The following is a 25,923-nucleotide window of genomic DNA, read 5'->3' as shown; positions in this document are numbered from 1 at the left end:
CACCGGCAGCCCCCATAACCAGAAGGGCAGAGCATGTCCACAGTCCTGATCATTGTGCTGATCGTGGTGGTCGTGATCGCCGTCGCGGCGGCCGTCGTCTTCCTCGGTCCCGGCCGGGGCCGCGTGGGCGGCGGGAACCTGAAGCGACGCTTCGGCCCCGAGTACGAGCGGGTGCTGACCCGGCACGACGGCGACACCAAGGCCGCCGAACACGAACTGGCGGAGCGGGTGAAGCGGCACGGCGACTTCCGGCCGCGCCCCCTCTCGCCGGAGCGCCACGAGACGTACGTCGCCCAATGGGCCGGCGTGCAGGAGCAGTTCGTCGACTCCCCGCAGAAGGCGGTCGCGCAGGCCGACCGGCTGCTGGCGGCGGTCGCCGCCGAGCGGGGCTACCCGGAGAGTGAGCGCGAGCAGTTCGACGCCCTGTCCGTGCACCACGCCACACACCTCGACGGTTTCCGCCGGGTGCGGCACGCGGCACGCGGTGAGGGCGGTACGGAGCAGATGCGCGAAGCGATCGTCGAGGCCCGGGCGCTTTTCGAGGCACTGGTCACCGATCGGGGTACGGAAAACGGGACGCGGCCCCACGAGGGTGAGCACGGGGACAAGCATGGTTCGCACCGGTCGCGTCTCACGGGCCGGCCCGCCAAGGGGAGTGGAGTCTGACATGAGGTACGAGGCCGGAAACGACAAGCAGGGGCGAGGGCGGGACGCCGAGGCCCCGCACCGGGTACCCACTCCGTCCGAGCGCGGCGAGGAGGCCGAACCGGACGCACTGCACGACCCTGTCCAGGCCGAACAGCGGCGCACCGTGAGGGACTTCGGGGTGACCGGTGCCGGCGCCTCGGACGAGGTCGGGCCGCTTCGTCAGCCGCCCGGCGCGCAGGGCCAGGACGCCGGAGCACACGGGGTCCCGGGCACGCCGGCCACCGCGACGCCGGGCCGGGCCGAGGGCCCGGACGGCAGGCCCGACCCGCGGCTCTCCGAGCAGGAGCGCGGCGTGGGGCGCGGCGCAGGCGGGCAGGGTGCTGACGCCGGGCGCGGACTCGGTGGTGAACCCGGTATCGGCAACGACCCCGGTGTCCACCACGGGACCGGCGTCGCCGGTGACCGTGCGGGCGCGGGGCGCCCGGGCGGTGAGCGGACCGGCCTGACGGGCGCCGGTACGGCCGGAGCCGGCCGGACAGAAGCCGGTCACCTCCCGCAAGGAGCGACCGCCGGTCCCTCCGCCGCTCAGCTGCTGCCGCACGGTGAGCGCGACAAGCTGGGGCTGCGGCTCCAGCAGGCCGTCAACCAGTTCGTCGACGAGCCGCGCCGTGCGGTCGAGGAGGCCGACCACGTACTGGAGGAGGCCACCCGGCACGTCGCGGACACCCTCGCCGAGCACCGCCGTTCGCTCCGCAGCGCCTGGGAGAGCAAGGACCGGGACACGGAGACGGAGGAGCTGCGGGTCGCCCTGCGCAAGTACCGCGAGGTGACGGAACGGCTGCTTCAGATGTGACCGGTGCGGAAGTTGCGACCGGTGTGGGAGCAGTGACCGGTGTGGGAGCCGTGACCCGCGCGGAAAGGTGACCCGCGCGGGTCGGTGACCAGTAGGTGCTAGTCCGTCTTCGGTGCGGCCTGCTGGACCACCTCGAAGGACCACACCGTGGAGTCGGAGGCGGCGGGCCTGGGACGCTCGCCGCCTTCCGCGCTGTCCGCACCCGGCCGGGCACCCTGCTGGTGGGCGGCCTTCATCGGGCCCTCCATCCACGCCTTGAAGGCCTCCTCGTCACGCCAGCGCGTGTAGACGAGGTACTTGTCGGTGCCCTCGACCGGCCGCAGCAGCTCGAACCACTCGAACCCGTCGGAGTTCTCCACGGAGCCGGCCCGCGACGCGAACCGCTTCTCCAGGATCTCCCGCTGTTCGGCGGGCACGGTCAGTGCGTTGATCTTTACCACGCTGGGCATACGGCACCTCTCGGGAACACAGGCCAGGCACTGCACCTGGTCTTGATCGTGTACGTGCAGTGTCCTACGTCCGCGAGTCACATGGTGCGGGCGGCCGATGTCCCGGCCGGACGACTGGAGGGCGGTTGATGTCCCGGCCGGACGACTGGAGCGGCCGGTGGAGGTCCCGGCCGGACGGCGCGTCAACCGATCGGCCGACCTCGGCGTCGCCCGTACGCCCACCGGGCTCGACCGGTTCAGCGACGGCAGCGCCCGCGAACGGGACGGAGCATGGGCCGAGGGGGCCCATACCCCAAGAACACCCCGGGCCGCCCGTCCGACATCACGGAGGAACCCATGGCCTCGTCCCGCAGGATCGCCCTTCTGCTCGCCTCGCTCGCCGGGGTGTCCGTCCTCGCGACCGCGTGCGGCACGCAGTCCGATGCCGCCCCCACCGGCGAGCGGACACCCTCGGCCTCTGCCACGGCCACCGCCACCCAGTCGGAGCCCGCCTCGCCCGAGGCCCAGGCCGGGGCGGAGCGCCAGGAGGCCGACCCCTCCGCGAGCCGGGACCTCCTGGCGGCCGCGCGCGAGGGAAAGCCTGACGCCGTACGCGATGCCATCGCGCGTGGCGCCGGCCTCGAAACCCGTGACGCCGCCCGCCGCACTCCGCTCCTCCTCGCCGCCGCCGGCGACCACGACGTGGCCGCCCGGATCCTCGTCGAGGCAGGCGCCGACCCGGACGCGGTCGATGCGCAGCGCGACACTCCTTGGCTGGTCACCGGCGTGACCGGCAGCGCCAGGATGGCCCGGGTGCTGGCCGCGGCAGACCCGGACTACACCCTCGTCAACCGGTACGGCGGTACGTCCCTGATCCCGGCCGGCGAGCACGCTCACGTCGACTACATCCGGGAGGTCACCACCAACCCGGACATCGACGTCGACGTCAACCACATCAACAACCTCGGCTGGACCGCCCTGCTGGAGGCCGTGATCCTCGGCAACGGCGGCGAGGACCACCAGCAGTCCGTGAAGCTCCTCCTGGACGGCGGCGCCGACCGCTCCATCAAGGACAAGTCCGGCAGGACGGCGCTCCAGCACGCCGAGCAGAAGGGCCAGGACGCCATCGCCCGACTGCTGCGGAAGTAGCTGTCACCTTGCTCCCGGCGCACCTTGCTCCCGGCTCCCGTCGCTCATCGGATGTGGCAGGCGCCGTCAGGTTGGGTCCGTGGACTGCTGTACGGGCAGGCCCCGCTGCGCATCGAGCAGTACGCGGTCGCCGACCGGCCGCTTCAGTTCCACGGTGGCCCGGCTCACGCGCAGTGCCATGTCGCAGGCTGTCCCCGGCTCCAGCCCCTCCTTCCTGGGCCGGACCGACACCGCCAGGACGACGGTGCCCTCGGTTTCCAGGGCCCTGACCACGCCGGGGCCGTCACAACTGCCGTGGGTGTGGGCGACCGAGAGGACACGGCCCTCGATCCGGACGGAACCGGGCCCTTGGGCGGCTGTGCCGGACCCGGGCTCCCACGGCAGGGGGGCGACGGGGGACCTGGGGAACTCGTCCGGCGCGACGGCCGGGTAACCGAACGGGGAGTCGTACCCGGCCACCGTGAACAGCCAGGCGGGCACCCGGGCCGGGCCCCGGCCGGTGGCCACCTCGGTCTCGCCCAGCCGGGCGCCGGTCACCTTCAGCGTGTGCCCTCCGTCCGGCGGGTTGTCGCCCTCGCCGAGCAGGGCGACGGCCGCCTCGGCGGACAGCGCGGTGGCCGTGCGCCGGGTACCGTCCCGCCAAGTCACCGTTCCTGCGGGGAGGTTGGTGGGCAGCCCGGGTGCGGCCGTGTATGCGCCCTTGAGGTGGGCGGTCCGGTCGGCCGAGGAGCGCAATCCCCCCTTCGGCACGGCCGTCGAGAACCGGTCCAGCGGGTGGAAGCCGTCGCGTACGGCGGCCAGCGCCTTCGTCCCCTGCCACGCCTGGGCCACCTGCCGCATCCGGGGCAGTGGGTCCGTCTCGGTGGGGGCCGGAGTGCCGGTCTGTACGCGCACGGTTCCGCAGCCGGCGACCGCCGCGAGCAACAGGCAGGCGGCTCCCGTCAGTTGCCACTTGCGCGGGGTGCTTCTCGGTGCGCGGACGGTGCTTGAGGTACGCAAGACGGTCTCCCGGGGCTGAACTCCGTGGTGCGCGGGTGGTGCGGTGTGCGCTGGGACGTGGGGCGGGCGGTCCGGGTTCCCGGGGCGTTGTCAGTGGTCGCCGTTACTGTCGTGGGACCAGAGATCGTTGAGGAGAGGGGCGGGGAGTGCGCGAGGCGGTCGTGACGTCCGGCGGGGACCGGATGCGATGGGTGGAGCTGCCGGGCGAGGAGCCCTGCCGGGTGTACGTGCACGGGCTGGGCGGGGCCTCGGGGCTGTTCGTCGAGGCGGCGGCGCATCCGTTGCTGGCGGGGCGGCGGACCTTGCTGGTGGACCTGTTGGGGTTCGGGACGAGCGATCGGCCGCTGGACTTCGACTACAGCCTGGAGTCGCACGCGGAGGTACTTGCCGCGCTGCTGGAGGCGGCAGGAGTGGCCGGGGCCGAGGTGATCGCGCACAGCATGGGCGGTTCGGTGGCGCTGGTGCTGGCCGAGCGGTATCCGCAGCTGGTCTCCCGCCTGGTGCTGGTGCACGCCAATCTCGACGCGATCACCCCGAGAAGGGGCGACCCGGGCAGCGGCGGCATCGCGGGGTACGGCAGCGAGGCTGCCTTCCTGGCCACCGGCTGGGACTCGATGCGGGAGTCGGCCGGGGAGACCTGGTGGTCGACGATGAAGACCGGCGGCCCCGAGGCGCTGTACCGCAGCGCGGTGGGGCTCACCCGGGGGAGCGTGCCCGTGATGCGGGAGCTGCTGCTCGACCTGAGGATCCCGCGCACCTGTCTGCTGCCGGAGGGCGATCCGGACTTCCGGGGCGGTGACGAACTGACGGCGGCCGGGGTCGCGGTGGTGGCCGTTCCCGACTGCGGGCACAACATCATGCTGGACAACGTGGACGGGTTCGCGCGGGCGACTGCTGCCGCGCTGAAGACCTCGGGGGAGAAGTAGGCGCAAGCAGCAGCCCGGAGCGACAGGCCGGAGTGCCGGCCGGATGACCAGGGGGAGTCGGATGCGGATGAAAACGGAGATCCGGCGGTTGGCCGGGCAGTGGTCGGCGCACGGGGCCGCGCAGGGCGGGAACTTCGTGCGGTCGCCCGTGGGGCTGTGGCTGGCGTTGGGTGTCGCCGCCGCCGGTGCGCGGGGTGAAACGGCCGAGGAGATACGGGGGTTGCTCGGCTTCGCCGGGTCGGACGCGGCCAAGGCGGTGCGCGAGGCGACCAGGGTGTTGGACGGGACCGACGCGCTCGGGACGGCGACCTGTGTGTGGAGCAAGGTGCCGGTGTACCGGGAGTTCCAGCAGGCGCTCCCGGATGTCGCGGTGGGTCAGCTGGATCCGGTGGCGATCGACGCCTGGGTGCGGGAATCCACCGGTGGGCTGATCGAGCGGCTGCCGGTGCGGCTCGACGGCGGCATTCTGCTCGCGATCGTCAACGCCCTTGCACTGAAGGCGCGTTGGCAGTACCCGTTCGAGTCGTGGCTGACCGAGGACCTGGACTTCACCGACGCCGCCGGCGTGTGCCGCATGGTGCCGACCATGCAGAAGGGGGTGCCGCTCGCGGACGCCTGGACGGTCGGCGCGACCCGGGTGGTGGAGCTGCGCTGCCGTACCGAGGGGGGCGCGCAGGGGGCATCGCAGGCCGGAGCGCCCGGCTCGGCGCGGGACTTGGTGCCGGACGCGGTACCGGGCCGGGGGAAGGGCGTCGGCGGTCCCGCCAGGGTGCGGTTCCTGCTCGGGGAGCCGGGGGCCGGACCCGGGGACGTACTGCCTGCCGGGTGGGCGCGGTCCGGGGAGCGGACACCGCTCGACACCGACCTCGTGGACATCGCGCTGCCACGACTGGCGCTCCGTACCACCACCGAAGTCACCGAGGAACTGCCCGGCTGGGGAATCCACCGGGCCACCACCGACCTGGCGGACTTCTCCGGGATGTCCCCGGAGCAGCTCAAGGTGTCGCGGGTGGTGCAGGAAGCGCTGCTCAAGGTCGCCGAGGAAGGGGTGGAGGCCGCCGCCGTGACCGTGGTGCCGATGGCGGCGGGAAGCGCGCCGCCGCCCGCGCGGCGTACGGAGACGATCCGCTTCAACCGGCCCTTCGGGGTCGTCGTGCTCGATGCGAGCGGGGAGCTGCCGCTGTTTATTGCCTGGCAGGAGGGGGTGCCGGGCGAGTAGAACGGAGGCTCGTGTTCGAAAGCGGACGGCAGGAGTTCCCGGTGGCGGGTCATGGAGTAGAGGCGTTCTTCACGGACGGGCGGCTCACCGCCGTACCGCGCAAACCCGCCCGCAGGGCCGAGCTGCTCGCCCATCTGACGAAGACGCTCTTCGAGGACGGCCGCGAGTACACCGAACGCGAGGTCAACGACACGATCCGCACCGTGCACGAGGACTGCTCGGCGCTGCGCCGCTACCTGGTCGAGGGCGGCTACCTGGCCCGTACCAAGGACGGCAGCAGCTACCACCGTACGTACGAGGCACACTGAGTCATCGCGCCCGAACGGCCCCCTCACCGTGCGGTGAGGGGGCCGTTCCACCTGCCCGTGGCCTGCCGGGCACCTGCGTGTGAGCGCCCGCGTTACGAGGCCCTGCTCAGCTCGCGGCGCAGCTCATCGGCCTCTTCCTCGGTCTCGACCGCGGGCGCCGAGCCCGGCAGCGGACGCCGTGCGCTCTCCGTCATGAAGAAGACCGCGACACCACCGATGACGGCCGCGGCCATCATGTAGTAGGCGGGCATCATCAGGTTGCCGGTCGCGCCGATCAGCGCGGTGACGACCAGCGGGGTCGTGCCGCCGAACAGCGACACCGAGATGTTGAAGCCGATCGACAGCGAGCCGTAACGGGTCTTCGTCGGGAACAGCGCGGGCAGCGTCGAGGGCATCGCCGCGGTGAAGCACACCTGGAGCAGGCCGAGCACCAGCAGACCGGGGATGATCGCCGCCAGGCTGCCCTGGCGGATCAGCAGCAGCGCCGGAATCGACAGCACCAGGAAGCCCGCGCAGCCGACCGCGATCACCGGGCGGCGGCCGAAGCGGTCGGTGAGCAGGCCCGCGAAGGGCTGCACGCACATCATGAAGACCATCACGCCGAGGACGACGAGGAGGCCGTGCGTGGGGTCGTACTTCAGCTGCTCGGTGAGGTACGTCGGCATGTACGACAGCAGCATGTAGTTGGTGACGTTGAAGACGAGGACCAGACCGATGCAGAGCAGCATCGTCCGCCACTGGCCGAGAACGGTCTCCCGCAGGGACGGCTTCTCCGGCTTCGGAGCGGCCTTCTTCTCCTTGGCGGCCTGCTTCGCCGCCTGCTTGGCCAGCTTCTTGTCCTCGGCGGCCTGCGCGGCGAAGGCCGGGGTCTCCTCCAGCTTGAGGCGCAGATAGAGGCCGATGACACCCATCGGTCCCGCGATCAGGAACGGAATGCGCCAGCCCCAGTTCAGCAGGTCCTCGGAGCTGAGCAGCGCCGTCATCAGGGTGACCAGGCCGGCGCCGCAGATGTAGCCGACCAGCGTGCCGAACTCCAGCCAGCTGCCCAGGAAGCCGCGCTTCTTGTCGGGCGAGTACTCGGCGATGAAGGTGGACGCGCCGCCGTACTCACCGCCGGTCGAGAAGCCCTGCACCAGGCGGGCCAGGAAGAGCAGCGCGGGCGCCCACATGCCGATGGTGGCGAAGGACGGGATCAGACCGATGGCGAAGGTGGCCGAAGCCATCATGATCATGGTGATCGCGAGGATCTTCTGCCGGCCGATGCGGTCGCCGAGCGGGCCGAAGACCATGCCGCCGATGGGGCGGACCAGGAACGCGGCGGCGAAGGCGCCGAACGTCGACAGCAACTGCGCGGTGGGGTTGTCGCTCGGGAAGAAGACCTTTCCGAGGGTGACCGCGATGTAGCTGTAGACGCCGAAGTCGAACCACTCCATGGCGTTGCCGAGGGCGGCGGCCTTGACGGCCCGTTTCACCATCGCCGGGTCGGTGACGGTGACGGCGGTGTCGCTGGTGGCGGCGGTGTCGGTGGAGGTGCTCTTGCTCCGGCCCCCGTTCTCCTTGTCCGGGGACGTGGGCCTGGGTGCGACGGGCGTGGACGCCGGCACGAGTTCTCTCGCCTGCACTTTCTGGTGTGGACGGCGGTCCCTGCCCGGGACGACTGCGGGGCAAAGACAGGGGCCGCCCCGCAACGCGGAGCGACCCAAACCCGACCATATGCCTTTAGTTACGCCTTACGTGCTGTGCCCTGTTGATCACCCGGTGGCGCCCGAACCGCTTGGTGCCTGGGCAAACGGCTCTTCCGGGGCGCTTTGCCGATCCCTCGCGATGTGACTCAAATCGCAGGAATTCGACCGGGGCCTGTCAGTGCGTTCACAGCCCGGCCCGGTACCCACCGCTTCCTCTGCCCCGATCGCCGCGGATCAACCCCTGCTGACCCGTAGCTCAACCCCTGGTGACCCGCAGCTCCTTGATTCCGTTCAGCCAGGCCGAGCGGAGCCGTCGCGGATCACCGGTCAGCCGCAGGTCGGGCAGCGCGTCGGCGATCGCGTTGAAGATCAGGTTGATCTCCAGCACGGCGAGCGACTTGCCCAGGCAGAAGTGCGGACCGCCGCCGCCGAAACCCAGATGCGGGTTGGGGTCGCGGGTGATGTCGAACTTCTCCGGCTCCGTGAAGACCTCCGGGTCGTGGTTGGCGGAGGAGTAGAACAGCCCCACCCGGTCGCCCTTCTTGATCTGCTGTCCGCCCAGCTCCAGGTCCTGGGTCGCGGTCCGCTGGAAGGACACCACCGGCGTCGCCCAGCGGACGATCTCCTCGGCGGTGGTCTCCGGTCGCTCCCTCTTGTACAGCTCCCACTGCTCGGGGTGGGTGAGGAAGGCGTGCATGCCGTGGCTGATGGCGTTACGGGTGGTCTCGTTGCCGGCCACCGCCAGGATGATCACGAAGAAGCCGAACTCGTCCGACCCCAGGTTCCCCTCGTCCTCCGCCGCCACCAGCTGCGACACGATGTCCTTGGCCGGGCACTCCTTGCGCGCCGCAGCCAGGTTCATCGCGTACGAGACGATCTCCATGGCCGCCTCGGTGCCGACCTCCTCGGTGATCGCGTACTCCGGGTCGTCGTACGCCGCCATCTTGTTGGACCAGTCGAAGATCTTCGCCCGGTCCTCCTGGGGTACGCCGATCAGCTCGGCGATCGCCTGGAGGGGAAGCTCCACGGCGATGTTGCTGACGAAGTCGAAGCTGCCGTCCCCTTTCTCCGCCTCGGCCAGCGCCGCCTCGACGATCTTTCCCGCCCGGTCCCGCAGGGTGTTCTCCAGGGAACGGATGGCACGCGGGGTGAAGCCGCGCTGCACGATCTGGCGGACCCGGGTGTGCTCCGGCGGGTCCATGTTCAGCATGATCAGCTTCTGGACCTCGATCTGGTCGCGGCCGATCGACTCGTTGAAGCGGATCACGGCGGTGTTGGTGTTCGAGGAGAACAGCTCCGGGTGCGTCGAGACGTACTTGACGTCCTCGTGCCGTGTCACCACCCAGTAGCCCGCGTCGTCGAAGCCCGAGATCCCGGGTGTCTGGGCGCACCACCACACCGGGGCGGTCCGGCGCATCGTCGCGAACTCGGGCAGCGGGACGCCGGCTTGGAGGACGTCGGGATCGGTGAAGTCGAAACCCTCGGGGAGAACGGGACAGGACATCGGCAACTCCAGATCGTCTCGCTCGCACACTCTCTGACGGTCCATCAGAAGTTGACCGCAAGGTAGTAACGAGTTCTACAAGTGGCAAGACCCTTGCGCGGACAGGCCGTTCTTCACGAGACTGGACACAGAACTAGAACGCGTACTAATTCTGGTGAGAACTCGGTATCTGGAACTCGGTATCTGGTGAGAAGAGGACGAGCTCATGGCCGCGGAACCCGTCATCGTCGAAGCCGTACGAACGCCCATCGGCAAGCGGGGCGGGGCGCTCGCCAATCTGCACCCCGCATACCTGCTGGGTGAGACGTACCGCGAACTCCTGGGGCGCACCCAGATCCCTGCCGACTGCATCGAGCAGGTCGTCGGAGGTACCGTCACGCACGCGGGAGAGCAGTCGATGAACCCGGTGCGCAACGCCTGGCTGGCGATGGGGCTTCCGTACGAGACGGCCGCGACCACGGTCGACTGCCAGTGCGGCTCCTCCCAGCAGGCCAACCACATGGTCGCCAACATGATCGCGGCCGGTGTCATCGACATCGGCATCGGCTGCGGTGTCGAGGCGATGAGCCGGGTGCCGCTGGGCAGCGGCTCGCGGCACGGCCCCGGCAAGCCCTTCCCGGACGAGTGGAACGTGGACCTGCCCAACCAGTTCGAGGCGGCCGAGCGGATCGCCAGGAACCGGGGGCTGACACGTGAACGGGTCGACTCGCTGGGCCTGTTGTCGCAGGAGCGGGCGGCGACCGCCTGGGCGGAGGAGCGCTTCAAGCGGGAGACCTTCGCGGTGCAGGTCCCGACGAACGAGGACGAGCAGGCGGCCGGGCAGGGCATGTGGCGGCTCGTCGACCGCGACGAGGGCCTCAGGGACACGTCCATGGAGGCGCTCTCCGGACTGAAGCCGGTGATGCCGACCGCCGTGCACACGGCGGGGAACTCCTCGCAGATATCCGACGGCGCGTCCGCCGTCATGTGGGCGTCGAAGCGGATGGCCCGGGCGCTCAAGCTGAAGGCGCGGGCCCGGATCGTCGCACAGGCGCTGGTCGGCTCGGACCCGCACTTCCACCTGGACGGACCGATCGACGCGACGCGGGCGGTGCTCGGCAAGGCGGGCATGTCGCTCAAGGACATTGACCTGGTCGAGATCAACGAGGCTTTCGCGTCCGTGGTGCTGAGCTGGGGACAGGTCTTCGAGCAGGACCTGGAGAAGGTCAATGTGAACGGCGGAGCGATCGCTCTGGGGCATCCGGTCGGAGCCACCGGGGCGCGTCTGATCACCACCGCCCTGCACGAACTGGAGCGCAGGGACAAGGAGTTCGCACTGATCACCATGTGTGCGGGTGGGGCGCTCGCGACGGGGACGATCATTCAGAGGCTGTGAGTCAGGGGCTGTGAGTCAGAGACTGTGGGAGGGGTCGGGTGCTGAGGCTTTCCGCAGGGTGGCGTGGTGGTGTTTAGCGCACCCCAAGTATGCGGTCAGCCTCATGGTGGCGGGGGTGACGGCGAACCTACTGTCGAGACATGAAACAGACACGCACAGTAACCGCGTCCAGGCCGCCAACCGCCCTCCGGAGGACCGCTCTTCGGGCCACCGCGGCGGTCGCCGTCGCCGTCCTCGCGGGGGTCACGGCCGCGCCGGCGATAGCGGCCACCGGGCCGGCTTCCGTCTCCGCGGGCCGGTCCGCGGCACCCGCGACCGGCCCGGCCGCCACGTCGAGTGCGCACACCGGCCGGGGCACGCTGATCTCCGTCACGCCTGTCGCGCGCCTCGACCGGAGTGCGGTGCTCGCGTTCCTGGCCAAGGGCGGGGTGGAGGCCGACCGGTCCCTGGTACGGCACGACATCGCGGCGTACCGGCTGATCTACCGCACCGTGACCCCGCAGGGGGCTCCCACCACGGCCAGTGGTCTGCTCGTACTGCCCCAGGGCGGCGACCGGCGGCTCTCCCTGGTCTCCGACACCCACGGCACCATGGTCCACCGCGACTACGCGCCGTCCGTCGCCGATGACTTCAGCCGGCTCTCGGCCGCTCTGTACGCGAGTACGGGGCGTGCCGTCGCCGCCCCCGACTACCTGGGCCTCGGCAAGGGGCCGGGCTCGCACCCGTACATGGACACCAGGTCCGCCGTCACCGCCACCGTCGACATGCTGCGGGCCTCGGGCCGGGCCACCGAGAAGCTCGGCAGGAATCTCAACGGGGACGTCCACGCCACCGGCTTCTCGCAGGGCGGCCAGGTGGCGATGGCGATCGGACGCGAACTCTCCGGCCAGGGACCGTCGGGCCGCGAACCGTCCGGCGGCGAGCGGCACTTCCGGCTGAAGTCGCTGGCACCGGTCAGCGGACCCTACGACCTGCTCGGCACGGAGCTACCCGCGCTGTACGACGGCCGGGTCAACCCCCTGAGCGGCATCTTCTACTCCACCTACTTCCTGACCGCGCAGAACAAGCTGCACCCGCTCTACAAGGACCCCGCCGAAGTCTTCCGCAAGCCGTACGACAAGGTCGCCGAGCAGCTCTTCGACACCCACCACACCGAGGAGGACGTGGCCAGGAACCTTCCCGGCACACTGAAGGAACTGCTCACCCCCCGCTACTACGAGGAGATGCGGCGCCCGAGCGGTGCACTCCTCGCAGCGATCAAGGTGAACGACGGCACCTGCGACTGGAAGCCCAGGGCCCCGGTCCGGCTGTACACCTCCTCCGGCGACACGGACGTGCCGAGAGGAAACGCCCGCACCTGCGCCGCCGACCTGGCCCGCAACGGGGTGAAGGCCCCGACGGTCGACCAGGGACAGGTCGACCACTTCGGGACCTTCAAGAAGTCCGCACCGCAGATAGCGCGGTGGTTCAACAGCCTGGACCCGGTGCGCTAGGCGCCGTTACGGGCTCGGAGGCGTCGAGGCAGCCTCGTTGGCACCCTCGAAGGTGACCGGTGCCGCGAAGGCCGCCCGCCGGGTGGCACGGCGCAGCGCCTTCAGCAGGGCCGGCCCCACCGTCAGGGTCAGTACGACCGTGAGGACGGCCCGGCCGAGGTCCCAGCCCATGGAGGTCGCCAGACAGTACGCGAGGAAGCGGACCAGGTTCTCGTGCACCGGGTCGCCCGGCACGAAGGAGACACCGGTGGAGAGCCCACCGAGATAGGTCCAGCCCTGGAGGTTCATGATCGTTCCATAGGCGAAGGCAGCGACCGCCCCGTAGAGGGCGAGCAGCGCCACCTCGGCCCTGCCGCGCAGCCGCTGCCATCCCGGCAGCAGCCCGGCACCCATCGTGAACCAGCCCATGGCCAGCATCTGGAAAGGCATCCAGGGCCCCACCCCACCCGTGAGCAGAGCGGAGGCGAAGATCGTGACCGACCCGAGGACGAAGCCGAAACCGGGCCCGAGCACCCGCCCGCTCAGCACCATCAGGAAGAACATCGGCTCCAGGCCGGCCGTCCCCGCGCCGAGTGGCCGCAGGGCCGCGCCCACGGCGGCCAGCACCCCCAGCATCGCCACCGCCTTGGCATCCAGACCCGAGTCGGAGATGGTCGCCACCACCACCGCGACCAGCAGTGGCAGCAGCGCGGCGAACAGCCACGGCGCGTCCTTGGAGTGGGCGAGCCCGGCGGCGGAGTCGGCGAGCAGCGGCCACCCGAAGGCGATCACCCCGACGGCGCTGATCAGGACGAGCGCCGCCACCGACCGGCGCCCGAGCCGCACGGGACGGGCGGCGCCCGCCGTGCCCGCCGCACTCACCGGGTCCTGTGCCGGACTCCGCGCCGGCTTTCTCGCCGGGTCCTGCGCCGGGTCCGGTGCGGGCTTTCGTGCCGGGCCCTTCACTCCGTGCCGCCGGATCGTGTGGCCCGGGTGTCCCCGAGGGCGTCCCGTACCTGGGACACGGTCAGCCACTCCTGCGGGGCGAGGATCTTCGCCACCTGGGGTGCGAAGGAAGGGGAGGAGACCACCACTTCGGGGGTCGGGCCGTCCGCGACGACCTCGCCGTCCGCGAGGATCACCACCCGGTGCGCCAGTTCGGCGGCCAGCTCCACATCGTGGGTGGCCAGGACGATCGCGTGCCCGTCCGCCGCCAGTTCGCGCAGGATCCCGATCAGCCGGGCCTTGGCCGCGTAGTCCAGACCGCGGGTCGGCTCGTCGAGCAGGAGCAGTGGGGGCTTCCCGGTCAGGACGAGGGCCAGGGCGAGCGCCAGGCGCTGCCCCTCGGAGAGGTCGCGGGGGTGGGTCGCGTCCGGTACGTCGGGGAGCAGGGCGCTCACCAGGGCGCGGCAGGTGCCTGCCTCGGCGCCCGCGTCGTGGTCGGCGGCCGCGCACTCGGCGGCGACCGTGTCGGCGTACAGCAGGTCGCGGGGCTCCTGTGGGACCAGGCCCACCCGGCGCACCATCTCGCGCGGTGAGGTCTTCGCGGGGGCCCTGCCGCCGACCACGACCCGGCCGGAGGAGGGTTCGTGCATGCCGACCAGAGTGTTCAGCAGGGTCGATTTTCCGGCCCCGTTGCGGCCCATGAGGGCGATGGTCTCGCCGGGGCGTACGGACAGGGAGACCTGGCGAAGGGCCTCGATACGGCCCCGGCGCAGCGACAGGCCGTCGGTCTCGGCGACCGGGGGAGCGGCGGGCGGGCCGGTGACCGGGGCGGGGGCGCGGTCCGCGAGCCGGGACCGCAGCGGGGCGGCCCGGCGCCGGGCGTCCCGTACCGACAGCGGCAGCGGCGACCAGCCGGCCAGCCGGCCGAGGCCCACCACCGGTGGGTGCACCGGGGAGAGGGCCATGACGTCGGCTGGTTCGCCCATGACAGGAGCGAGACCCGGACCGGGAAGGAGGACGACTTGATCGGCGTACTGCACCACCCGCTCCAAGCGGTGTTCGGCCATCAGCACGGTGGTGCCCAGATCGTGCACCAGGCGTTGCAGCACCGCCAGGACCTCCTCGGCGGCGGCCGGGTCCAGGGCGGACGTCGGCTCGTCCAGGACCAGGACCTTGGGGTGGCCGGTGAGGACGGAGCCGATGGCGACGCGTTGCTGCTGGCCGCCCGACAGGGTGGCGATCGGGCGGTCGCGCAGGTCGGTGAGGCCGAGCAGGTCCAGGGTCTCCTCGACGCGGCGGCGCATCACGTCGGGGGCGATGCCCAGCGACTCCATGCCGTAGGCCAGTTCGTCCTCGACGGTGTCGGTGACGAAGTGCGACAGCGGGTCCTGGCCGACGGTGCCGACCAGATCGGCCAGTTCGCGCGGCTTGTGGGTGCGGGTGTCCCGGCCGTCGACCGTGACCCGGCCGCTCAGTACGCCCCCGGTGAAGTGCGGCACCAGCCCGGACACCGCCCCGAGCAGGGTCGACTTGCCGACCCCGGACGGGCCGACGAGCAGCACCAACTCGCCCTCGGGGACGGTCAGGTCCACCCCCTGGAGGGCGGGCGCGGCGGCACCCTCGTACCGGACGGAGACGTTCTCGAACCGGATCACTTTCACTTTCCTCTGACAGCGGGCGGTGCGCAGTGGGCGGGCGGTGCGGAAGGCGCGGAGGGGGAGGGAGGGCGTGAAGCGGTGGCGGCGCCCGGAGGGACGGGCGCGACGAACGCGGGCAGCAGCCCGATCAGCACCGACAGCGCCGGCCACACCGGGAACTGCGGGGCCACCAGCGGCAGCACCCCCGGATGCAGGGCCTCGGGGTCGTACGAGGCGGCCCAGATCATCAGCGCCGCCACGGCCGCCCCCGACCCGGCGACCAGCCAGGCGCGCACCCCCCACCGGTCGGGCCGGTACCGGGTGCGCACACTGCGCCGGCCGCCCAGCCGCAGCCCCGCCATCGCGGCGGCCAGGCCTATCAGCAGCACCGGCAGCGCGTACCCGGCGCCCTGGGCTGCCAGCAGGCCGTACGTCCCGGCGCACACGCCGAGCAGCCCGCCGAGAGTGAGCAGTGTCGTCAAGTTCCTTACCCGGCGCGGTACTTGGGCGGTGCGCCCGTATCCCCGGGCGTCCATCGAGGCGGCCAGGGCCACCGACCGCTCCAGGGCGCCCTCCAGCACCGGCAGCCCGATCTGGAGAAGTGCCCTCACCCCGCCGGTGGGGCGGCCGCGCAACCGCCGGGCGTGCCGCAGCCGTACGACGTCGGAGACCATGTTCGGTGCGAAAGTCATCGCCACCACGACTGCCACCCCCGCCTCGTACAGCGCGCCGGGCAGCGACTTCAGTAGCCGGGCCGGGTTGGCGAGCGCGTTCGCCGCGCCCACGCAGATGAGCAGGGTGGCGAGCTTGAGACCGTCGTACAGGGCGAAGACCAACTGCTCGGCGGTGACCCGGCCGCCGAGCCTGACCCCCTTCGCCCAGTCCGGAAGCGGGACTTCCGGGAGCGTGAACAGCACATGCTGGCCGGGGATCGGCGAGCCCAGGAACACCGAGAACACCAGCCGGATCACCAGCACCATCAGGCCCAGCTTGACGAAGGCCCCGTACGACCGCGCCCACGGAGCGTCCGTCCGCCGCGCCGCGACCACATACCCGGCCACCCCGACGAGCAGTCCGAGCAGCAGCGGATTGGTGGTGCGCGAGGCGGCGGCGGCGAGCCCCAGCGCCCACAGCCACCAGGCCCCGGCGTGCAGGGCGTTGCTGCGGCTGGCGGCGGGGGCCCGCAGTGTCACCGCGGAGCCCATGCGTCCGGACAGCCTTCCGCCGCCCGGCTCGTCCGTGTCCCGGCTCATCCCCGGCGGCGGCGTGCCTGCCACACAGCGGCGGCGCCGAGCGCCAGTACCGCGGCGAGGCCGACCAGCACACCTGCGGAGGGGCCCACGCCCTCACCGTCGTCCGTGGCGGAAACGGAATGCGAGGTGGTGGGAGAGGGTGCGGCCGGGTCCGCCGACGGGGCGGAGCCTTCCGCCACCTGGTCCGCGCAGCCCGACTTCGGGTAGCCGGAGATGGCGCACAGCAGCGCCGCGTTGTTGTAGCGCAGCGGCTTGGCCACCACCGCGAGTGCTTCGGCGGTCGTCGAGTCCTCGCCCACCTGCGCGCACACGCTGCGGGGCGCAGGCGGGCTCTCCCCGTCCGGCGCGTCCTGGGGGGTGCCGAAGTCGAGGACCAGGGCGACGCGCTTGCTGCCGTCCTTGGCCGGGGTCTTCCCGCAGACGGCTTCGAAACCGGCCTCACCGCGCGGCTTGGCGGCGTCCTGCGAGTCCCGGCTCACTGAGAACCGGAATCCCTGCACCGAGCCGTCGGCCGGATGGGTGGTGGCCGCCCCCTGGGTCGCGTACGCCCACTTCGCGCCGTCGCGCTCCCAGAACGACCAGTAACGGTAACCGGAACCGGCATCCGCGGCCACTGCCGACGCCGCGGGCAGCAGCGCGAACAGCACCGCCCCCACCACGAGCAGCACCGCGGCGCACGGTCTCCGGAAAGCGTGCCCCCCTGTGGTCAGGGCCTTCGTGCCCCGGGCCTTCGTGGTCCGTCCCGGCCGAGCCCGGCTCACAGCTGCTGGTTCTTCTTGTTGCGGCCGCTGATCAGGAAGCCCGCGCCCATGCTCGCCACGAAGGCGATGCCCACGATCCACCAGGTCGCGGTCGAACCACCGTCGTCGGACTTCTTCTCCTCGGCGGAGTCCTTCGTGCCGTCCTTCCCGGCCCCCGGCTGGGACTCGGGAGCGGGGCCGGTCGCGTTCAGCTGGGCGACGAGGTCGGCGCCGCCGAAGGAGCGCGGGTCCATGCCGGTGGCGTGCGCGGCGAAGATCAGCTGCGCGTACGCCGCGGGACCGGCCCCCTTCGCCCAGGCGGCGGAGTTCTTGGCCAGCCACTCGGCGGGTTTGGCGGCGGCGGCCTTGTAGTCACCGGCGGCCAGGGCCACCACGGCGTCCGCGGTGTTGCCGAAGTCCGGCTTGTCCTCTGCGCCGGGCATCGCCGACTTCAGGTGCGAGCCGTTCTTCTCCAGCGTCCGGGAGAGGTAGTCGGCGCCGCCCGCCACCGCGGCCTCGGGGGTGGTCATGCCGTCCTTGCAGGCGGGCGCGACGGTGAGTTCCTTGGCGGCCTTGGGCGCCTGCACGACCAGACCCTTGAGCGCGGACGCGGTGACCACGGAGGCGGTCGCGTCGGCGTTCGGGAAGAGCTTCTTGGCCTTGTCCGGCTGGAAGGCGAAGGCGCCCTGGTGGGAGGCGTCGCCGTCGCACTTCACCTGGAAGTCCAGCAGTGCCTCCAGCGGCGACTTCCAGTCCTTGCCCTTGATGTCCTTGGGCTTCTCCCCGGCCGCGACCAGCGCACCGATCACCAGCGAGGTGGAGTTGGCGTCGCTCGGCGTGCCCGGCACATAGGGCCAGCCGCCGTCGGCGTTCTGCACGGACCTCAGCCAGCCCACGGCCTTCTGCGCGGCGGCGTCCTGCCCGCCGAGCGCGCTCAGTGCCTGCACCGCGGAGGCCGTCGCGTTGCTGTCGAGCATGACTTTCGGGTCCTTGGGGTCGCAGGCCTTGCCCGCGTCCGCGCGGTAGGCGGCGAAGCCGCCGTTGTCGCACTGCTGGCCCACCAGCCAGTCCACCGCCTTCGCGGCAGGCTTCACCCCGACGGTGTCCTGCGCGAGCAGTGCCAGGGACTGCCGGAAGACACCGTCGTACGTCGGGTCGCCCTTGCCGTACAGACCGGAGGGGAGCGCCACCGGCGACGGCGTCGGCGCTGCGACGGCGGCCGGGGCGGCCACCGCGCCGAGAACTGCGGTGGCGGCGAGCGCTGCGGCGCTGCGGCGAAGGGTCATGATGCGGTGGTGCCTCTCCTGAAGGGAGGCCGGGCACGGACCCCTTCTCCGGGCCCCGCGGCGCCGGCTCCGTATACCTCTACCTCGACGGTGCCGAGCCAGTCATGCGGGCCGGGCGTTCCGACTCTTCACCCTGCGGCGGGGTTCGCGCGCGGGGGGAATCACGGTTGCGGGTCAGTGCCGGATTCGCACCGGCTTCTCCCGTACGGGCATGATGACGACTCGCACACTCTACCGACCCGTAGGGGCCGGGGCCTGCCGCTGGGCCCCGGGCGGCGGGGCCTACAGATTCCGTACGAGAGTCCAGAGCGCCGCCACCGAGACCAGGGCGGTCACACCTTTGGTACCGAGCGCGACCCGGTAGCGCCTGCCGCGCACGGTGGCCGCGCTCCACCTCCCGTACAGCCACAGCACCCAGGGCGCGGCGAGCAGCAGTACCGGATTGGCGCGCCACGCGCCGGGCAGATCGCCGTGCAGCAGGCTGTACGTCATCCGGGTGCCGCCGCACGCCGGGCAGTCGAGCCCGGTCACCAGCTTCCACGGGCAGCGCAGGAACAGCTGACCCGGGTCGTAGGGGCTGTGCACAAAGACGTAGACGAGCCCCGCGAGCCCGGCCGCCGTCACGAGCACGGGCAGCAGGCGCGCGGGGCTGCGCAAGGGGGCGCCGGTCATGGGTCAGCCGCGCAGGACGCGACCCTGGGCGTCGGTCTTGCCGTCGCTGACCAGCAGGAGGATGGCGTCGATCAGTGCCCAGACGCCCAGGCCGCCGCAGGTCACCAGCTGGGCGATGGCCATGCCGATGTGCCCGGTGTAGAAGCGGCCGATACCGAAGGCACCCAGGAAGAACTGGAGCACCCCGGCCACGATCTTCGACTTGTCCGAGTACGGGCGGCCGTACGGGTCGTAGCCGTAGGGGGCCTCGGGGGAGGGCGGGTACGGGGAGCCGGGCGGGAACGGGGAGCCGTAGGCCATGGGGGGTCGCTCTCTGCAGTACGAAAGGATCAACCACCCATGGTCGTTCATATCGGTCGTGGCCTTGACCAACGGGTGTCCCCGCGGCGCGAGCCGAAGGTCCCCATTCGCAGCAAAAGCCGCAATCGGCGTCTCACTTGGTGGCGTGGCGCCCGCAACGGCCCCGGTTCGCGGGGCAGTTGCGGAACCACGTGTTCCGCCTCACATCGCGACGTACACCACCGGATCGCTCCCCGGGACCGCCTCCGCGTGTCCCAGTTTCACCAGCCGCCGCAGATGGGCCTCGGCTTCCGAGACCGCGATGTTCCGCGAGCCGTACGGGATCTGGTCCCACGGGCGGTTCCACTCCATCCGCTCCGCGATCTGCCAGGGGGTCAGGGGAGTGGTGAGCAGGGCGCGCAGCCCGGCGAGCCGTTCCTCGTGGTGGGCGAGGAGTTCCTCGACGCGCTCGCGCGGGGTGGTGAAGGCGTGCTGGTGCGCGGGGAGCACCTCGGCGACGCCGAGGGCGGCAATCCGTTCGAGGGAGGCCAGGTAGTCGCCGAGGGGGTCTCCCCCGCTCGAACGGAGCGGGGAGCTCGGGGGAGGGCCTTCGCCGCTCGGACGGAGTTGAGGGCCGGTGGCGGTGGCGTCGTCCGGATCCTCGTAGAGGCCGATGTGCGGGGTGATGCCGGGCAGGAGGTGGTCGCCGGAGAAGAGGCGGCCGTGGCCGGGGAGGTTCGCCGGGTGGTCCTCCTCCAGGTGCAGGCACACATGGCCTGGCGTGTGCCCCGGCGTCCACACGGCGCGCAGCCGCCGACCCGCCAGCGGCAGCAGGTCGCCGGGCGCGATCTCCCGGTCCGGGAGCGCCGCACTCAGCCCCGGCAGCGTCCGCATCCGTCCCGACGCGCGGGCCGCCCGCAGCGGACCGAGGTGGTCCTCGGGGGCTCCCGCGTGGGCCAGCTTGGCGGTCAGGTAGTCGAGCCAGGTGCCCGGTTCGGCACTGCGGGTGCGGCGCACCACCTCGGTGTCGGCGGCGTGCATCGCGATCCACGCGCCGGAGGCGTCCCGCACCTGTCCGGACAGACCGTGGTGGTCGGGGTGGTGGTGGGTGATCAGCACGCCGTGGATGTCCTCGACGCGTACGTCCAGCGCGGCGAGGCCCGCGACCAGGGTGTCCCAGGAGGTGGGGTCGTCCCAGCCGGTGTCGATCAGCACCGGGCCCCGGTCGGTGTCCAGGAGGTGCACCAGGGTGTGGCCGAGGGGGTTGTCCGGGATCGGCACCTTGATGCTCCAGACACCGCCGCCGTGCTCGGTCACCTGTGTCGTGGCCTCTGTGGCCCCCATGGGTCCCCCAACTGTCGAAAGTGGTACGGGACTTGCCTTGCCGTCACTATAACTAGAACGAGTTCCAGCACATGGCGGGAGGCGGTCAGGGTCTCAACCCCCATGCCTCTCGGGGGAGTTGTCAGGGTCGCCCCCTGGTTGTCCCGGATGGCTCGCTGTCCGTACACGGACAGGATTCCTTTCATGACCCACACCACGCACACCACGCGCATCGCAGTCGCCACCCACCGCCTCCCCCGCCCCGCAGGCCTCAGCCGCTTCGCCCTCGTGGCCGGCCCCGTCGCCCTGATCGCCTACGGCGGCATCCGCCTCCTCAGCGAACGCGGCACTCCCGGCATCGGCTGGACGCTCGGCCACCTCGCCATGCTGGCCGGAGTGCTCCTCTACATCCCGGTGCTCGGCCACCTCCACCGCGCGGTCCCCGAATCCAGACGCCGCGCGGCCCTGATCCCCCTGGTGGCGGCCGGTGCCGGGCTCGCCGCCACCGCCGTCCAGGCCGCGATCGACCTGATCGCGGGGCTGATGTCCGCCGACCGGCCCGAGATGGTCGAGATCTTCCAGCAGGTCAAGGACGTTCCGGGGGTCGAACCCGTCGTCTACGGCGTCGTCCCGGTGCTCTTCTTCGTCGGCCAGCTCGCCCTGGTCCCCTTCCTCGCCGCCCCCGTCCGCACCCGTCTCTTCATCGGGCTCGCCCTCCTCCTCGGCACCGTCCTGATGGCACTCAGCCTGGACTTCCTCTCGCTGGGCGGCCTCTGCTTCCTGATCGCCTTCGCCCCGCTGCTCATGGCCGGCCGCGTCACGCCCCTTCCCCGTACGAACTAGAACTGGTATCAGTTCGTGGAAGGCGATAGCTGATAGAGCGTCAGCAGATCTGCACCGGGCCCGACTTGTGGGAGGCAGCAGCCATGACCGAACTCGTCGAACACCAACAGCTCTTCATAGCGGGCAAGTTGGTGGACCCTCTCGGGTCCGAGGTCATCGAGGTGGTCTCCCCGCACACCGAACAGGTCATCGGCCGGGTCCCGCACGCCAGCGAGGCCGATGTGGACCGGGCGGTGGCGGCCGCCCGGCGCGCCTTCGACGAGGGCCCGTGGCCCCGGATGTCGCTGGACGAGCGGATCGCGGTGGTCACCCGTATCAAGGACGCGATCGCGGTACGCCACGAGGAGATCGCCCGCGTCATCACCCTGCAGAACGGCACCCCGTACACCGCCGGCGTGATGATGCAGGCGCTGGCCGCGATGATGGTCTGGGACGCGACGATCAAGGTGGCGCAGGAGTTCCCGGTGGAGTCGCACCGCACCGGGGTACTCGGGAATCTGCTGGTGCGCCGCGAACCGGTCGGCGTCGTCGCGGCGATCGTCCCCTGGAACGTCCCCCAGTTCACGGCCGCGGCCAAGCTGGCCCCCGCCCTCCTCAGCGGCTGCACCGCGGTCCTGAAGACCTCCCCCGAGACGCCCCTCGACGGCTACCTCCTCGCCGAGATCTGCACGGAGGCGGGCCTTCCGGAGGGGGTCCTGTCCATCCTGCCGGCGCAGCGCGAGGTCAGTGAGTACCTGGTCTCGCACCCCGACGTCGACAAGGTGTCCTTCACCGGTTCGGTCGCCGCGGGCAAGCGGGTGATGGAGGTCGCCTCGCGCAACCTCACCCGGGTGACGCTGGAACTGGGCGGAAAGTCGGCCGCCGTGATCCTGCCGGACGCCGACCTGGCCTCCACCGTTTCCGGCATCACGCCCTTCGCCTGGATGCTCAACGGCCAGGCGTGCGTGGCCCAGTCGCGCATCCTCGCCCCCCGCTCCCGCTATGACGAGTTCGCCGAGGCCTTCGCGGCGGCGGCGTCCGCGCTCAAGGTCGGCGACCCCATGGACCCGGCCACCGAGGTCGGCCCGCTTGTCGCCCAGCGGCAGCAGCAGCGCTCCCTCGACTACATCCGCATCGGCCAGGAGGAGGGCGCCAAGATCCTCGCGGGTGGCGGCCGGCCGGCCTCCCAGGACCGGGGCTGGTACGTCGAGCCCACCCTCTTCGGCGCCGTCGACAACTCCATGCGGCTCGCCCGCGAGGAGATCTTCGGTCCGGTGATCTGTCTGCTGCCGTACGACGACGAGGCGGAAGCCCTGCGGATCGCCAACGACTCCGAGTACGGGCTGAGCGGGAGTGTCTGGACGGCGGACGTCGAGCACGGCATCGAGGTCGCACGGCAGGTGCGTACCGGCACCTACTCCGTCAACACCTTCAGCATGGACATGATGGGGCCGTTCGGGGGTTACAAGAACTCCGGTGTGGGCCGTGAATTCGGGCCCGAGGGGTACGGCGAGTACCTGGAGCACAAGATGATCCACCTGCCGGCCGGGTACGAGGCGCCGGGGGCGGGGTCCTGATGGGGGACCGCTGGCACGTGGAGGTCGACCGGTCGGTGTGTATCGGGTCGGGGATGTGCGTCAGTACGGCGGCGGGTGCGTTCCGGCTGGACACCGCCCGTCAGTCGCACCCGGTTGTTCCGGACACCGACGCCAATGAGGACGTGCTCGCGGCGGCGGAGGGCTGCCCGGTGGAGGCGATCGCGATCACGCTGCCGGATTCGGGGGAGATGGTGTTTCCGCCGGAGGAGTAGGGCGGGGGCGGGGTGGAGCGGGGCCGCCCCGCGGGGCTTTCCTCACCCCACCCCACCCCACCACCCCTGCCCGGAACCGGAGCTCGGCCCCGGGCCCCGAGGGCTGCCGCAGGGACTACCCGTCCTCCGCCGTCACGTCGATCAGCCTGCACACCGTCTCGATGTCGATCTTGACCTGGGCGATCGAGGCGCGTCCCGACAGCCAGGTGATCAGGGCCGAGTGCCAGGTGTGTTCGATGACGCGGACGGCGGAGAGCTGTTCCGGGGTGGGGCGGTCGGTGAGGCCCATGGCGTCCAGGATGATCGCGGTGGTCTGGCGGGAGACGGTGTCGACCTCCGGGCTGACCGAGCGGTCGGCGAAGGTCAGCGCGCGGACCATGGCGTCGGCGAGGTTGGGTTCGCGCTGGAGGGCACGGAAGGCGCGCATCAGGGTTTCGGCGACGCGCTCCGAGGAGGTGGTGGCCGCCGGGGGGCGCTTGCGCAGGGTGGTGTGCATGTGCTGGAGCTGGTCCTGCATGGTGGCGACCAGCAGGTGCACCTTGGAGGGAAAGTAACGGTAGAGGGTGCCGAGGGCGACCCCCGCCTCCTCGGCGACCTCGCGCATCTGCACCGCGTCGAAGCCGCCCCGGCTGGCCAGTTGGGCGCTGGCGTGCAGAATCCGCCGCCGACGGGCCTCCTGGCGTTCGGTCAACGGCGGCGTGGCGGAAAGCCCGCCATTGCCCGGCGCACCTGCACTCCGACCGATCGCGACACCACGACCCGCCCCCCGCCCGCCCCGCGGCCCCAGGCCCGCGGGGCGCCCCGCGGCCACGCCCGGTTCCGCGCCGGGACCCGCGTCCTCAGCAGTCCGTTCCGCCCCCCGTCCGGCCGCCTCCACCGCCCGGCCCGCCCCGCTGCCCGTGCCCCCGCGGTCCGTGCCCCCGGTCTCCGGTGTTTGCGCTTCCGCTTTCATGGTGTCCCCGTGTTTCCTGTGCGCCCCGTGCGCTTCGCGTGCCCGTCGGTCGTACGCCGGCCCGGGCGCGACCATGGGTCGTGGCGCGAATCACCCGATCCGGACCTTACGCCGCCGCTTCGTGCCGGTAGATTCAAAGCTCTGTGTTCGATCAACTCTGGAACTTGTTCTAGATTAGCGCCAGCGGCTACGCTCCGGCGGAAGTGCGTCAAGAAGGGGGCCGAGAGTGACCGCTGAGGCCATACAGGCGGGCCCCCGTGCCGGGGACGCCAACGACACGGCGGGTGAGCGTCCGCTGCGCATCGCGCTCCTCTCGTACAAGGGGAACCCGTTCTGCGGCGGCCAGGGCGTCTACGTCCGCCATCTCTCCCGCGAACTCGCCCGCCTCGGGCACCGCGTCGAGGTGCTCGGCGCCCAGCCCTACCCGGTGCTCGACGAGGGCGTACCGCTCACCGAGCTTCCCAGCATGGACCTCTACCGCAGCCCCGACCCGTTCCGGAACCCCAAGTGGGGCGAGTACCGGAACTGGGTCGACGTGGTGGAGTACGCCACCATGCGCACCGGCGGATTCCCCGAGCCGCTGACCTTCTCGCTGCGGGCGAAGCGTCATCTCGCCGCCAGGCGCGGGGAGTTCGACGTGGTGCACGACAACCAGACGCTCGGGTACGGATTGTTGGGTGATCTCGGCGCGCCACTGGTGACGACCATTCACCACCCCATCACCGTCGACCGGCAGCTCGACATCGATGCCGCCGGCACCCGCCTCAAGCGCGCCTCGGTACGCCGCTGGTACGGCTTCACCCGGATGCAGAAGCGGGTCGCCCGCAAACTCCCCTCGGTGCTCACCGTGTCCGGGTCGTCGCAGGCGGAGATCGTCGAACACCTCGGCGTACGCCGCGACCGCATCCGCGTGGTGCACATCGGCGCCGACACGGAACTCTGGTCGCCGGACGCGTCCGTGGCCGAGATCCCGGGCCGCATCGTCACCACGTCCAGCGCGGACGTGCCCCTCAAGGGCCTGGTCCACCTCGTCGAGGCCCTCGCCAAGCTCCGCGCCGAGCGGCCCGACGCGCATCTCGTCGTGGTCGGCAAGCGCGCCGAGGACGGCCCGGTCGCCCAGGCGATCGAGCGGTACGGGCTCCAGGGCGCCATCGAATTCGTCAAGGGCATCACCGACCAGGAACTGGTCGATCTCGTACGCGGTGCCCAGGTCGCCTGCGTCCCTTCGCTGTACGAGGGCTTCTCGCTGCCGGCCGCCGAGGCCATGGCCACCGGCACCCCGCTGGTCGCCACCACCGGCGGCGCCATCCCCGAGGTCGCGGGCCCGGACGGGGAGACCTGCCTCGCCGTACCGCCAGGAGACGCCGACGCCCTCGCCGGACAGCTGGCGCGACTCCTCGGCGACGCCGGCCTGCGCGCCCGCCTCGGTGCGGCGGGACGGGACCGGGTGCTCGCCAGGTTCACCTGGAAGCAGGCCGCGATCGGCACCGCCGAGCTCTACCGCGAGGCGATCGCTCAGCAGCAGCGGGCCGCCGCCAAGCAGGGCACCCTCAAGTCCTGAGGGTCAATCAAGTCCTGTGCGCCGCAAGCCACTTGACGTACTCCCGCAGCAGTGACCGAACCACCCCCACCGCCGGA

Annotated in this window: 24 protein-coding genes, 1 pseudogene and 1 riboswitch; of the genes and pseudogenes, 12 read left to right on the top strand and 13 right to left on the bottom strand. The window is 71.5% G+C overall.

Going from position 1 to position 25,923, the window contains the following annotated elements; genetic code table 11:
• The first annotated feature begins 33 nt into the window (after nt 1–33).
• Together ACIA73_RS10125 and ACIA73_RS10120 are read left to right on the top strand one after the other, a co-directional pair.
• On the top strand, nt 34–666 hold the full coding sequence (locus tag ACIA73_RS10125) for a hypothetical protein (RefSeq protein ID WP_399437880.1): 633 nt from the start codon (nt 34–36) through the stop codon (nt 664–666).
• A gap of 1 nt (nt 667) precedes the next feature.
• Nucleotides 668–1,501, top strand: a complete 834-nt coding sequence (locus ACIA73_RS10120; RefSeq protein WP_399437879.1) for a hypothetical protein — start codon at nt 668–670, stop codon at nt 1,499–1,501.
• A gap of 98 nt (nt 1,502–1,599) precedes the next feature.
• Here ACIA73_RS10120 and ACIA73_RS10115 read toward each other — a convergent pair whose 3' ends face one another.
• Entirely contained in the window at nt 1,600–1,950 is a 351-nt protein-coding gene (locus ACIA73_RS10115; protein WP_399437878.1) for an antibiotic biosynthesis monooxygenase family protein, read from the bottom strand.
• A gap of 555 nt (nt 1,951–2,505) precedes the next feature.
• Here ACIA73_RS10115 and ACIA73_RS10110 point away from each other — a divergent pair.
• Nucleotides 2,506–3,078 (top strand): ankyrin repeat domain-containing protein, encoded by a 573-nt coding sequence (locus tag ACIA73_RS10110; protein WP_399438049.1) that lies wholly within the window; start codon nt 2,506–2,508, stop codon nt 3,076–3,078.
• A gap of 66 nt (nt 3,079–3,144) precedes the next feature.
• Here ACIA73_RS10110 and ACIA73_RS10105 read toward each other — a convergent pair whose 3' ends face one another.
• A complete protein-coding gene (locus ACIA73_RS10105; RefSeq protein WP_399437876.1) occupies nt 3,145–4,077 on the bottom strand; it encodes a hypothetical protein in 933 nt (310 codons plus the stop codon).
• Between the two features lie 146 nt (nt 4,078–4,223).
• Between ACIA73_RS10105 and ACIA73_RS10100 the strand changes: the two genes are divergently transcribed.
• The 3 genes from ACIA73_RS10100 to ACIA73_RS10090 all read left to right on the top strand — a co-directional run bounded on the left by ACIA73_RS10100 (nt 4,224) and on the right by ACIA73_RS10090 (nt 6,530).
• Entirely contained in the window at nt 4,224–5,003 is a 780-nt protein-coding gene (locus ACIA73_RS10100) for an alpha/beta fold hydrolase (protein WP_399437875.1), read from the top strand.
• A gap of 67 nt (nt 5,004–5,070) precedes the next feature.
• Nucleotides 5,071–6,222, top strand: a complete 1,152-nt coding sequence (locus ACIA73_RS10095) for a serpin family protein (protein ID WP_399437874.1) — start codon at nt 5,071–5,073, stop codon at nt 6,220–6,222.
• An 11-nt stretch (nt 6,223–6,233) separates the two neighbouring features.
• The gene (locus tag ACIA73_RS10090) at nt 6,234–6,530 is read left to right on the top strand and encodes a DUF2087 domain-containing protein (RefSeq protein ID WP_399437873.1); all 297 of its coding nucleotides are present in this window, start codon (nt 6,234–6,236) and stop codon (nt 6,528–6,530) included.
• A 92-nt stretch (nt 6,531–6,622) separates the two neighbouring features.
• Here ACIA73_RS10090 and proP read toward each other — a convergent pair whose 3' ends face one another.
• Both proP and ACIA73_RS10080 read right to left on the bottom strand, forming a co-directional pair.
• Nucleotides 6,623–8,134 (bottom strand): glycine betaine/L-proline transporter ProP, encoded by a 1,512-nt coding sequence (gene proP / locus ACIA73_RS10085; RefSeq protein WP_399437872.1) that lies wholly within the window; start codon nt 8,132–8,134, stop codon nt 6,623–6,625.
• 337 nt (nt 8,135–8,471) lie between these two features.
• Nucleotides 8,472–9,719, bottom strand: a complete 1,248-nt coding sequence (locus ACIA73_RS10080) for a cytochrome P450 (RefSeq protein WP_399437871.1) — start codon at nt 9,717–9,719, stop codon at nt 8,472–8,474.
• A 205-nt stretch (nt 9,720–9,924) separates the two neighbouring features.
• On the opposite strand from ACIA73_RS10080, the gene ACIA73_RS10075 reads away from it, so the two are divergent.
• Nucleotides 9,925–11,094 carry a steroid 3-ketoacyl-CoA thiolase gene (locus tag ACIA73_RS10075; RefSeq protein WP_399437870.1) on the top strand — a complete coding sequence of 390 codons (1,170 nt, stop codon included), beginning with the start codon at nt 9,925–9,927 and terminating at the stop codon, nt 11,092–11,094.
• Nucleotides 11,095–11,234: 140 nt separating this feature from the next.
• A complete protein-coding gene (locus ACIA73_RS10070; RefSeq protein WP_399437869.1) occupies nt 11,235–12,587 on the top strand; it encodes an alpha/beta hydrolase family protein in 1,353 nt (450 codons plus the stop codon).
• 6 nt (nt 12,588–12,593) lie between these two features.
• Here the strand turns inward: ACIA73_RS10070 and ACIA73_RS10065 are convergent, their stop codons facing one another.
• The 8 genes and pseudogenes from ACIA73_RS10065 to ACIA73_RS10030 form a co-directional block, all read right to left on the bottom strand.
• On the bottom strand, nt 12,594–13,448 hold the full coding sequence (locus tag ACIA73_RS10065) for an ECF transporter S component (protein WP_399437867.1): 855 nt from the start codon (nt 13,446–13,448) through the stop codon (nt 12,594–12,596).
• 80 nt (nt 13,449–13,528) lie between these two features.
• The gene (locus ACIA73_RS10060) at nt 13,529–15,166 is read right to left on the bottom strand and encodes an ABC transporter ATP-binding protein (RefSeq protein WP_399437866.1); all 1,638 of its coding nucleotides are present in this window, start codon (nt 15,164–15,166) and stop codon (nt 13,529–13,531) included.
• Between the two features lie 2 nt (nt 15,167–15,168).
• A complete protein-coding gene (locus tag ACIA73_RS10055; protein WP_399438048.1) occupies nt 15,169–16,353 on the bottom strand; it encodes an energy-coupling factor transporter transmembrane component T in 1,185 nt (394 codons plus the stop codon).
• A 44-nt stretch (nt 16,354–16,397) separates the two neighbouring features.
• Nucleotides 16,398–17,069, bottom strand: coding sequence for an SCO2322 family protein (locus ACIA73_RS10050; protein WP_399437865.1), 672 nt, complete (start codon nt 17,067–17,069; stop codon nt 16,398–16,400).
• An 89-nt stretch (nt 17,070–17,158) separates the two neighbouring features.
• Entirely contained in the window at nt 17,159–18,427 is a 1,269-nt protein-coding gene (locus ACIA73_RS10045; RefSeq protein WP_399437864.1) for a prenyltransferase/squalene oxidase repeat-containing protein, read from the bottom strand.
• A 91-nt stretch (nt 18,428–18,518) separates the two neighbouring features.
• Nucleotides 18,519–18,668: riboswitch (cobalamin riboswitch) on the bottom strand.
• Between the two features lie 41 nt (nt 18,669–18,709).
• Complete coding sequence (locus ACIA73_RS10040) at nt 18,710–19,099, bottom strand: DUF2752 domain-containing protein (RefSeq protein ID WP_399437863.1); 390 nt, start codon at nt 19,097–19,099, stop codon at nt 18,710–18,712.
• A gap of 3 nt (nt 19,100–19,102) precedes the next feature.
• A pseudogene (locus ACIA73_RS10035) lies at nt 19,103–19,393 on the bottom strand (TM2 domain-containing protein); the annotation flags it as partial.
• Between the two features lie 207 nt (nt 19,394–19,600).
• Entirely contained in the window at nt 19,601–20,722 is a 1,122-nt protein-coding gene (locus tag ACIA73_RS10030) for an MBL fold metallo-hydrolase (protein ID WP_399437862.1), read from the bottom strand.
• A 183-nt stretch (nt 20,723–20,905) separates the two neighbouring features.
• Between ACIA73_RS10030 and ACIA73_RS10025 the strand changes: the two genes are divergently transcribed.
• The 3 genes from ACIA73_RS10025 (at nt 20,906) to ACIA73_RS10015 (ending at nt 23,333) form a co-directional block, all read left to right on the top strand.
• Nucleotides 20,906–21,544 (top strand): hypothetical protein, encoded by a 639-nt coding sequence (locus tag ACIA73_RS10025; RefSeq protein WP_399437861.1) that lies wholly within the window; start codon nt 20,906–20,908, stop codon nt 21,542–21,544.
• Between the two features lie 83 nt (nt 21,545–21,627).
• Nucleotides 21,628–23,100, top strand: a complete 1,473-nt coding sequence (locus ACIA73_RS10020) for an aldehyde dehydrogenase (protein ID WP_399437860.1) — start codon at nt 21,628–21,630, stop codon at nt 23,098–23,100.
• Nucleotides 23,100–23,333, top strand: a complete 234-nt coding sequence (locus ACIA73_RS10015; RefSeq protein ID WP_399437859.1) for a ferredoxin — start codon at nt 23,100–23,102, stop codon at nt 23,331–23,333. The genes ACIA73_RS10020 and ACIA73_RS10015 overlap by 1 nt, the downstream gene beginning before the upstream one ends.
• A 115-nt stretch (nt 23,334–23,448) precedes the next feature.
• Here the strand turns inward: ACIA73_RS10015 and ACIA73_RS10010 are convergent, their stop codons facing one another.
• A complete protein-coding gene (locus ACIA73_RS10010; protein WP_399438047.1) occupies nt 23,449–24,078 on the bottom strand; it encodes a TetR family transcriptional regulator in 630 nt (209 codons plus the stop codon).
• 433 nt (nt 24,079–24,511) lie between these two features.
• Between ACIA73_RS10010 and ACIA73_RS10005 the strand changes: the two genes are divergently transcribed.
• Nucleotides 24,512–25,846 carry a glycosyltransferase family 4 protein gene (locus tag ACIA73_RS10005; RefSeq protein ID WP_399437858.1) on the top strand — a complete coding sequence of 445 codons (1,335 nt, stop codon included), beginning with the start codon at nt 24,512–24,514 and terminating at the stop codon, nt 25,844–25,846.
• Nucleotides 25,847–25,923: the final 77 nt, after the last annotated feature.

The sequence above is a fragment of the Streptomyces sp. NPDC051561 genome, from assembly GCF_044454195.1.
Classification (GTDB): Bacteria; Actinomycetota; Actinomycetes; order Streptomycetales; family Streptomycetaceae; genus Streptomyces.
This window is presented reverse-complemented; position numbering and strand designations above follow the sequence as displayed.

Bases quoted from the DNA above. Each gene is read 5' to 3' on its own strand.
- ACIA73_RS10055 (WP_399438048.1), bottom strand. From the start codon at position 16,353: ATGGGCTCCGCGGTGACACTGCGGGCCCCCGCCGCCAGCCGCAGCAAC.
- ACIA73_RS10125 (WP_399437880.1), top strand. From the start codon at position 34: ATGTCCACAGTCCTGATCATTGTGCTGATCGTGGTGGTCGTGATCGCC.
- ACIA73_RS10070 (WP_399437869.1), top strand. From the start codon at position 11,235: ATGAAACAGACACGCACAGTAACCGCGTCCAGGCCGCCAACCGCCCTC.
- ACIA73_RS10095 (WP_399437874.1), top strand. From the start codon at position 5,071: ATGAAAACGGAGATCCGGCGGTTGGCCGGGCAGTGGTCGGCGCACGGG.
- ACIA73_RS10030 (WP_399437862.1), bottom strand. From the start codon at position 20,722: ATGGGGGCCACAGAGGCCACGACACAGGTGACCGAGCACGGCGGCGGT.
- ACIA73_RS10040 (WP_399437863.1), bottom strand. From the start codon at position 19,099: ATGACCGGCGCCCCCTTGCGCAGCCCCGCGCGCCTGCTGCCCGTGCTC.
- ACIA73_RS10080 (WP_399437871.1), bottom strand. From the start codon at position 9,719: ATGTCCTGTCCCGTTCTCCCCGAGGGTTTCGACTTCACCGATCCCGAC.
- ACIA73_RS10075 (WP_399437870.1), top strand. From the start codon at position 9,925: ATGGCCGCGGAACCCGTCATCGTCGAAGCCGTACGAACGCCCATCGGC.
- ACIA73_RS10020 (WP_399437860.1), top strand. From the start codon at position 21,628: ATGACCGAACTCGTCGAACACCAACAGCTCTTCATAGCGGGCAAGTTG.
- ACIA73_RS10025 (WP_399437861.1), top strand. From the start codon at position 20,906: ATGACCCACACCACGCACACCACGCGCATCGCAGTCGCCACCCACCGC.
- ACIA73_RS10015 (WP_399437859.1), top strand. From the start codon at position 23,100: ATGGGGGACCGCTGGCACGTGGAGGTCGACCGGTCGGTGTGTATCGGG.
- ACIA73_RS10120 (WP_399437879.1), top strand. From the start codon at position 668: ATGAGGTACGAGGCCGGAAACGACAAGCAGGGGCGAGGGCGGGACGCC.
- ACIA73_RS10115 (WP_399437878.1), bottom strand. From the start codon at position 1,950: ATGCCCAGCGTGGTAAAGATCAACGCACTGACCGTGCCCGCCGAACAG.
- ACIA73_RS10045 (WP_399437864.1), bottom strand. From the start codon at position 18,427: ATGACCCTTCGCCGCAGCGCCGCAGCGCTCGCCGCCACCGCAGTTCTC.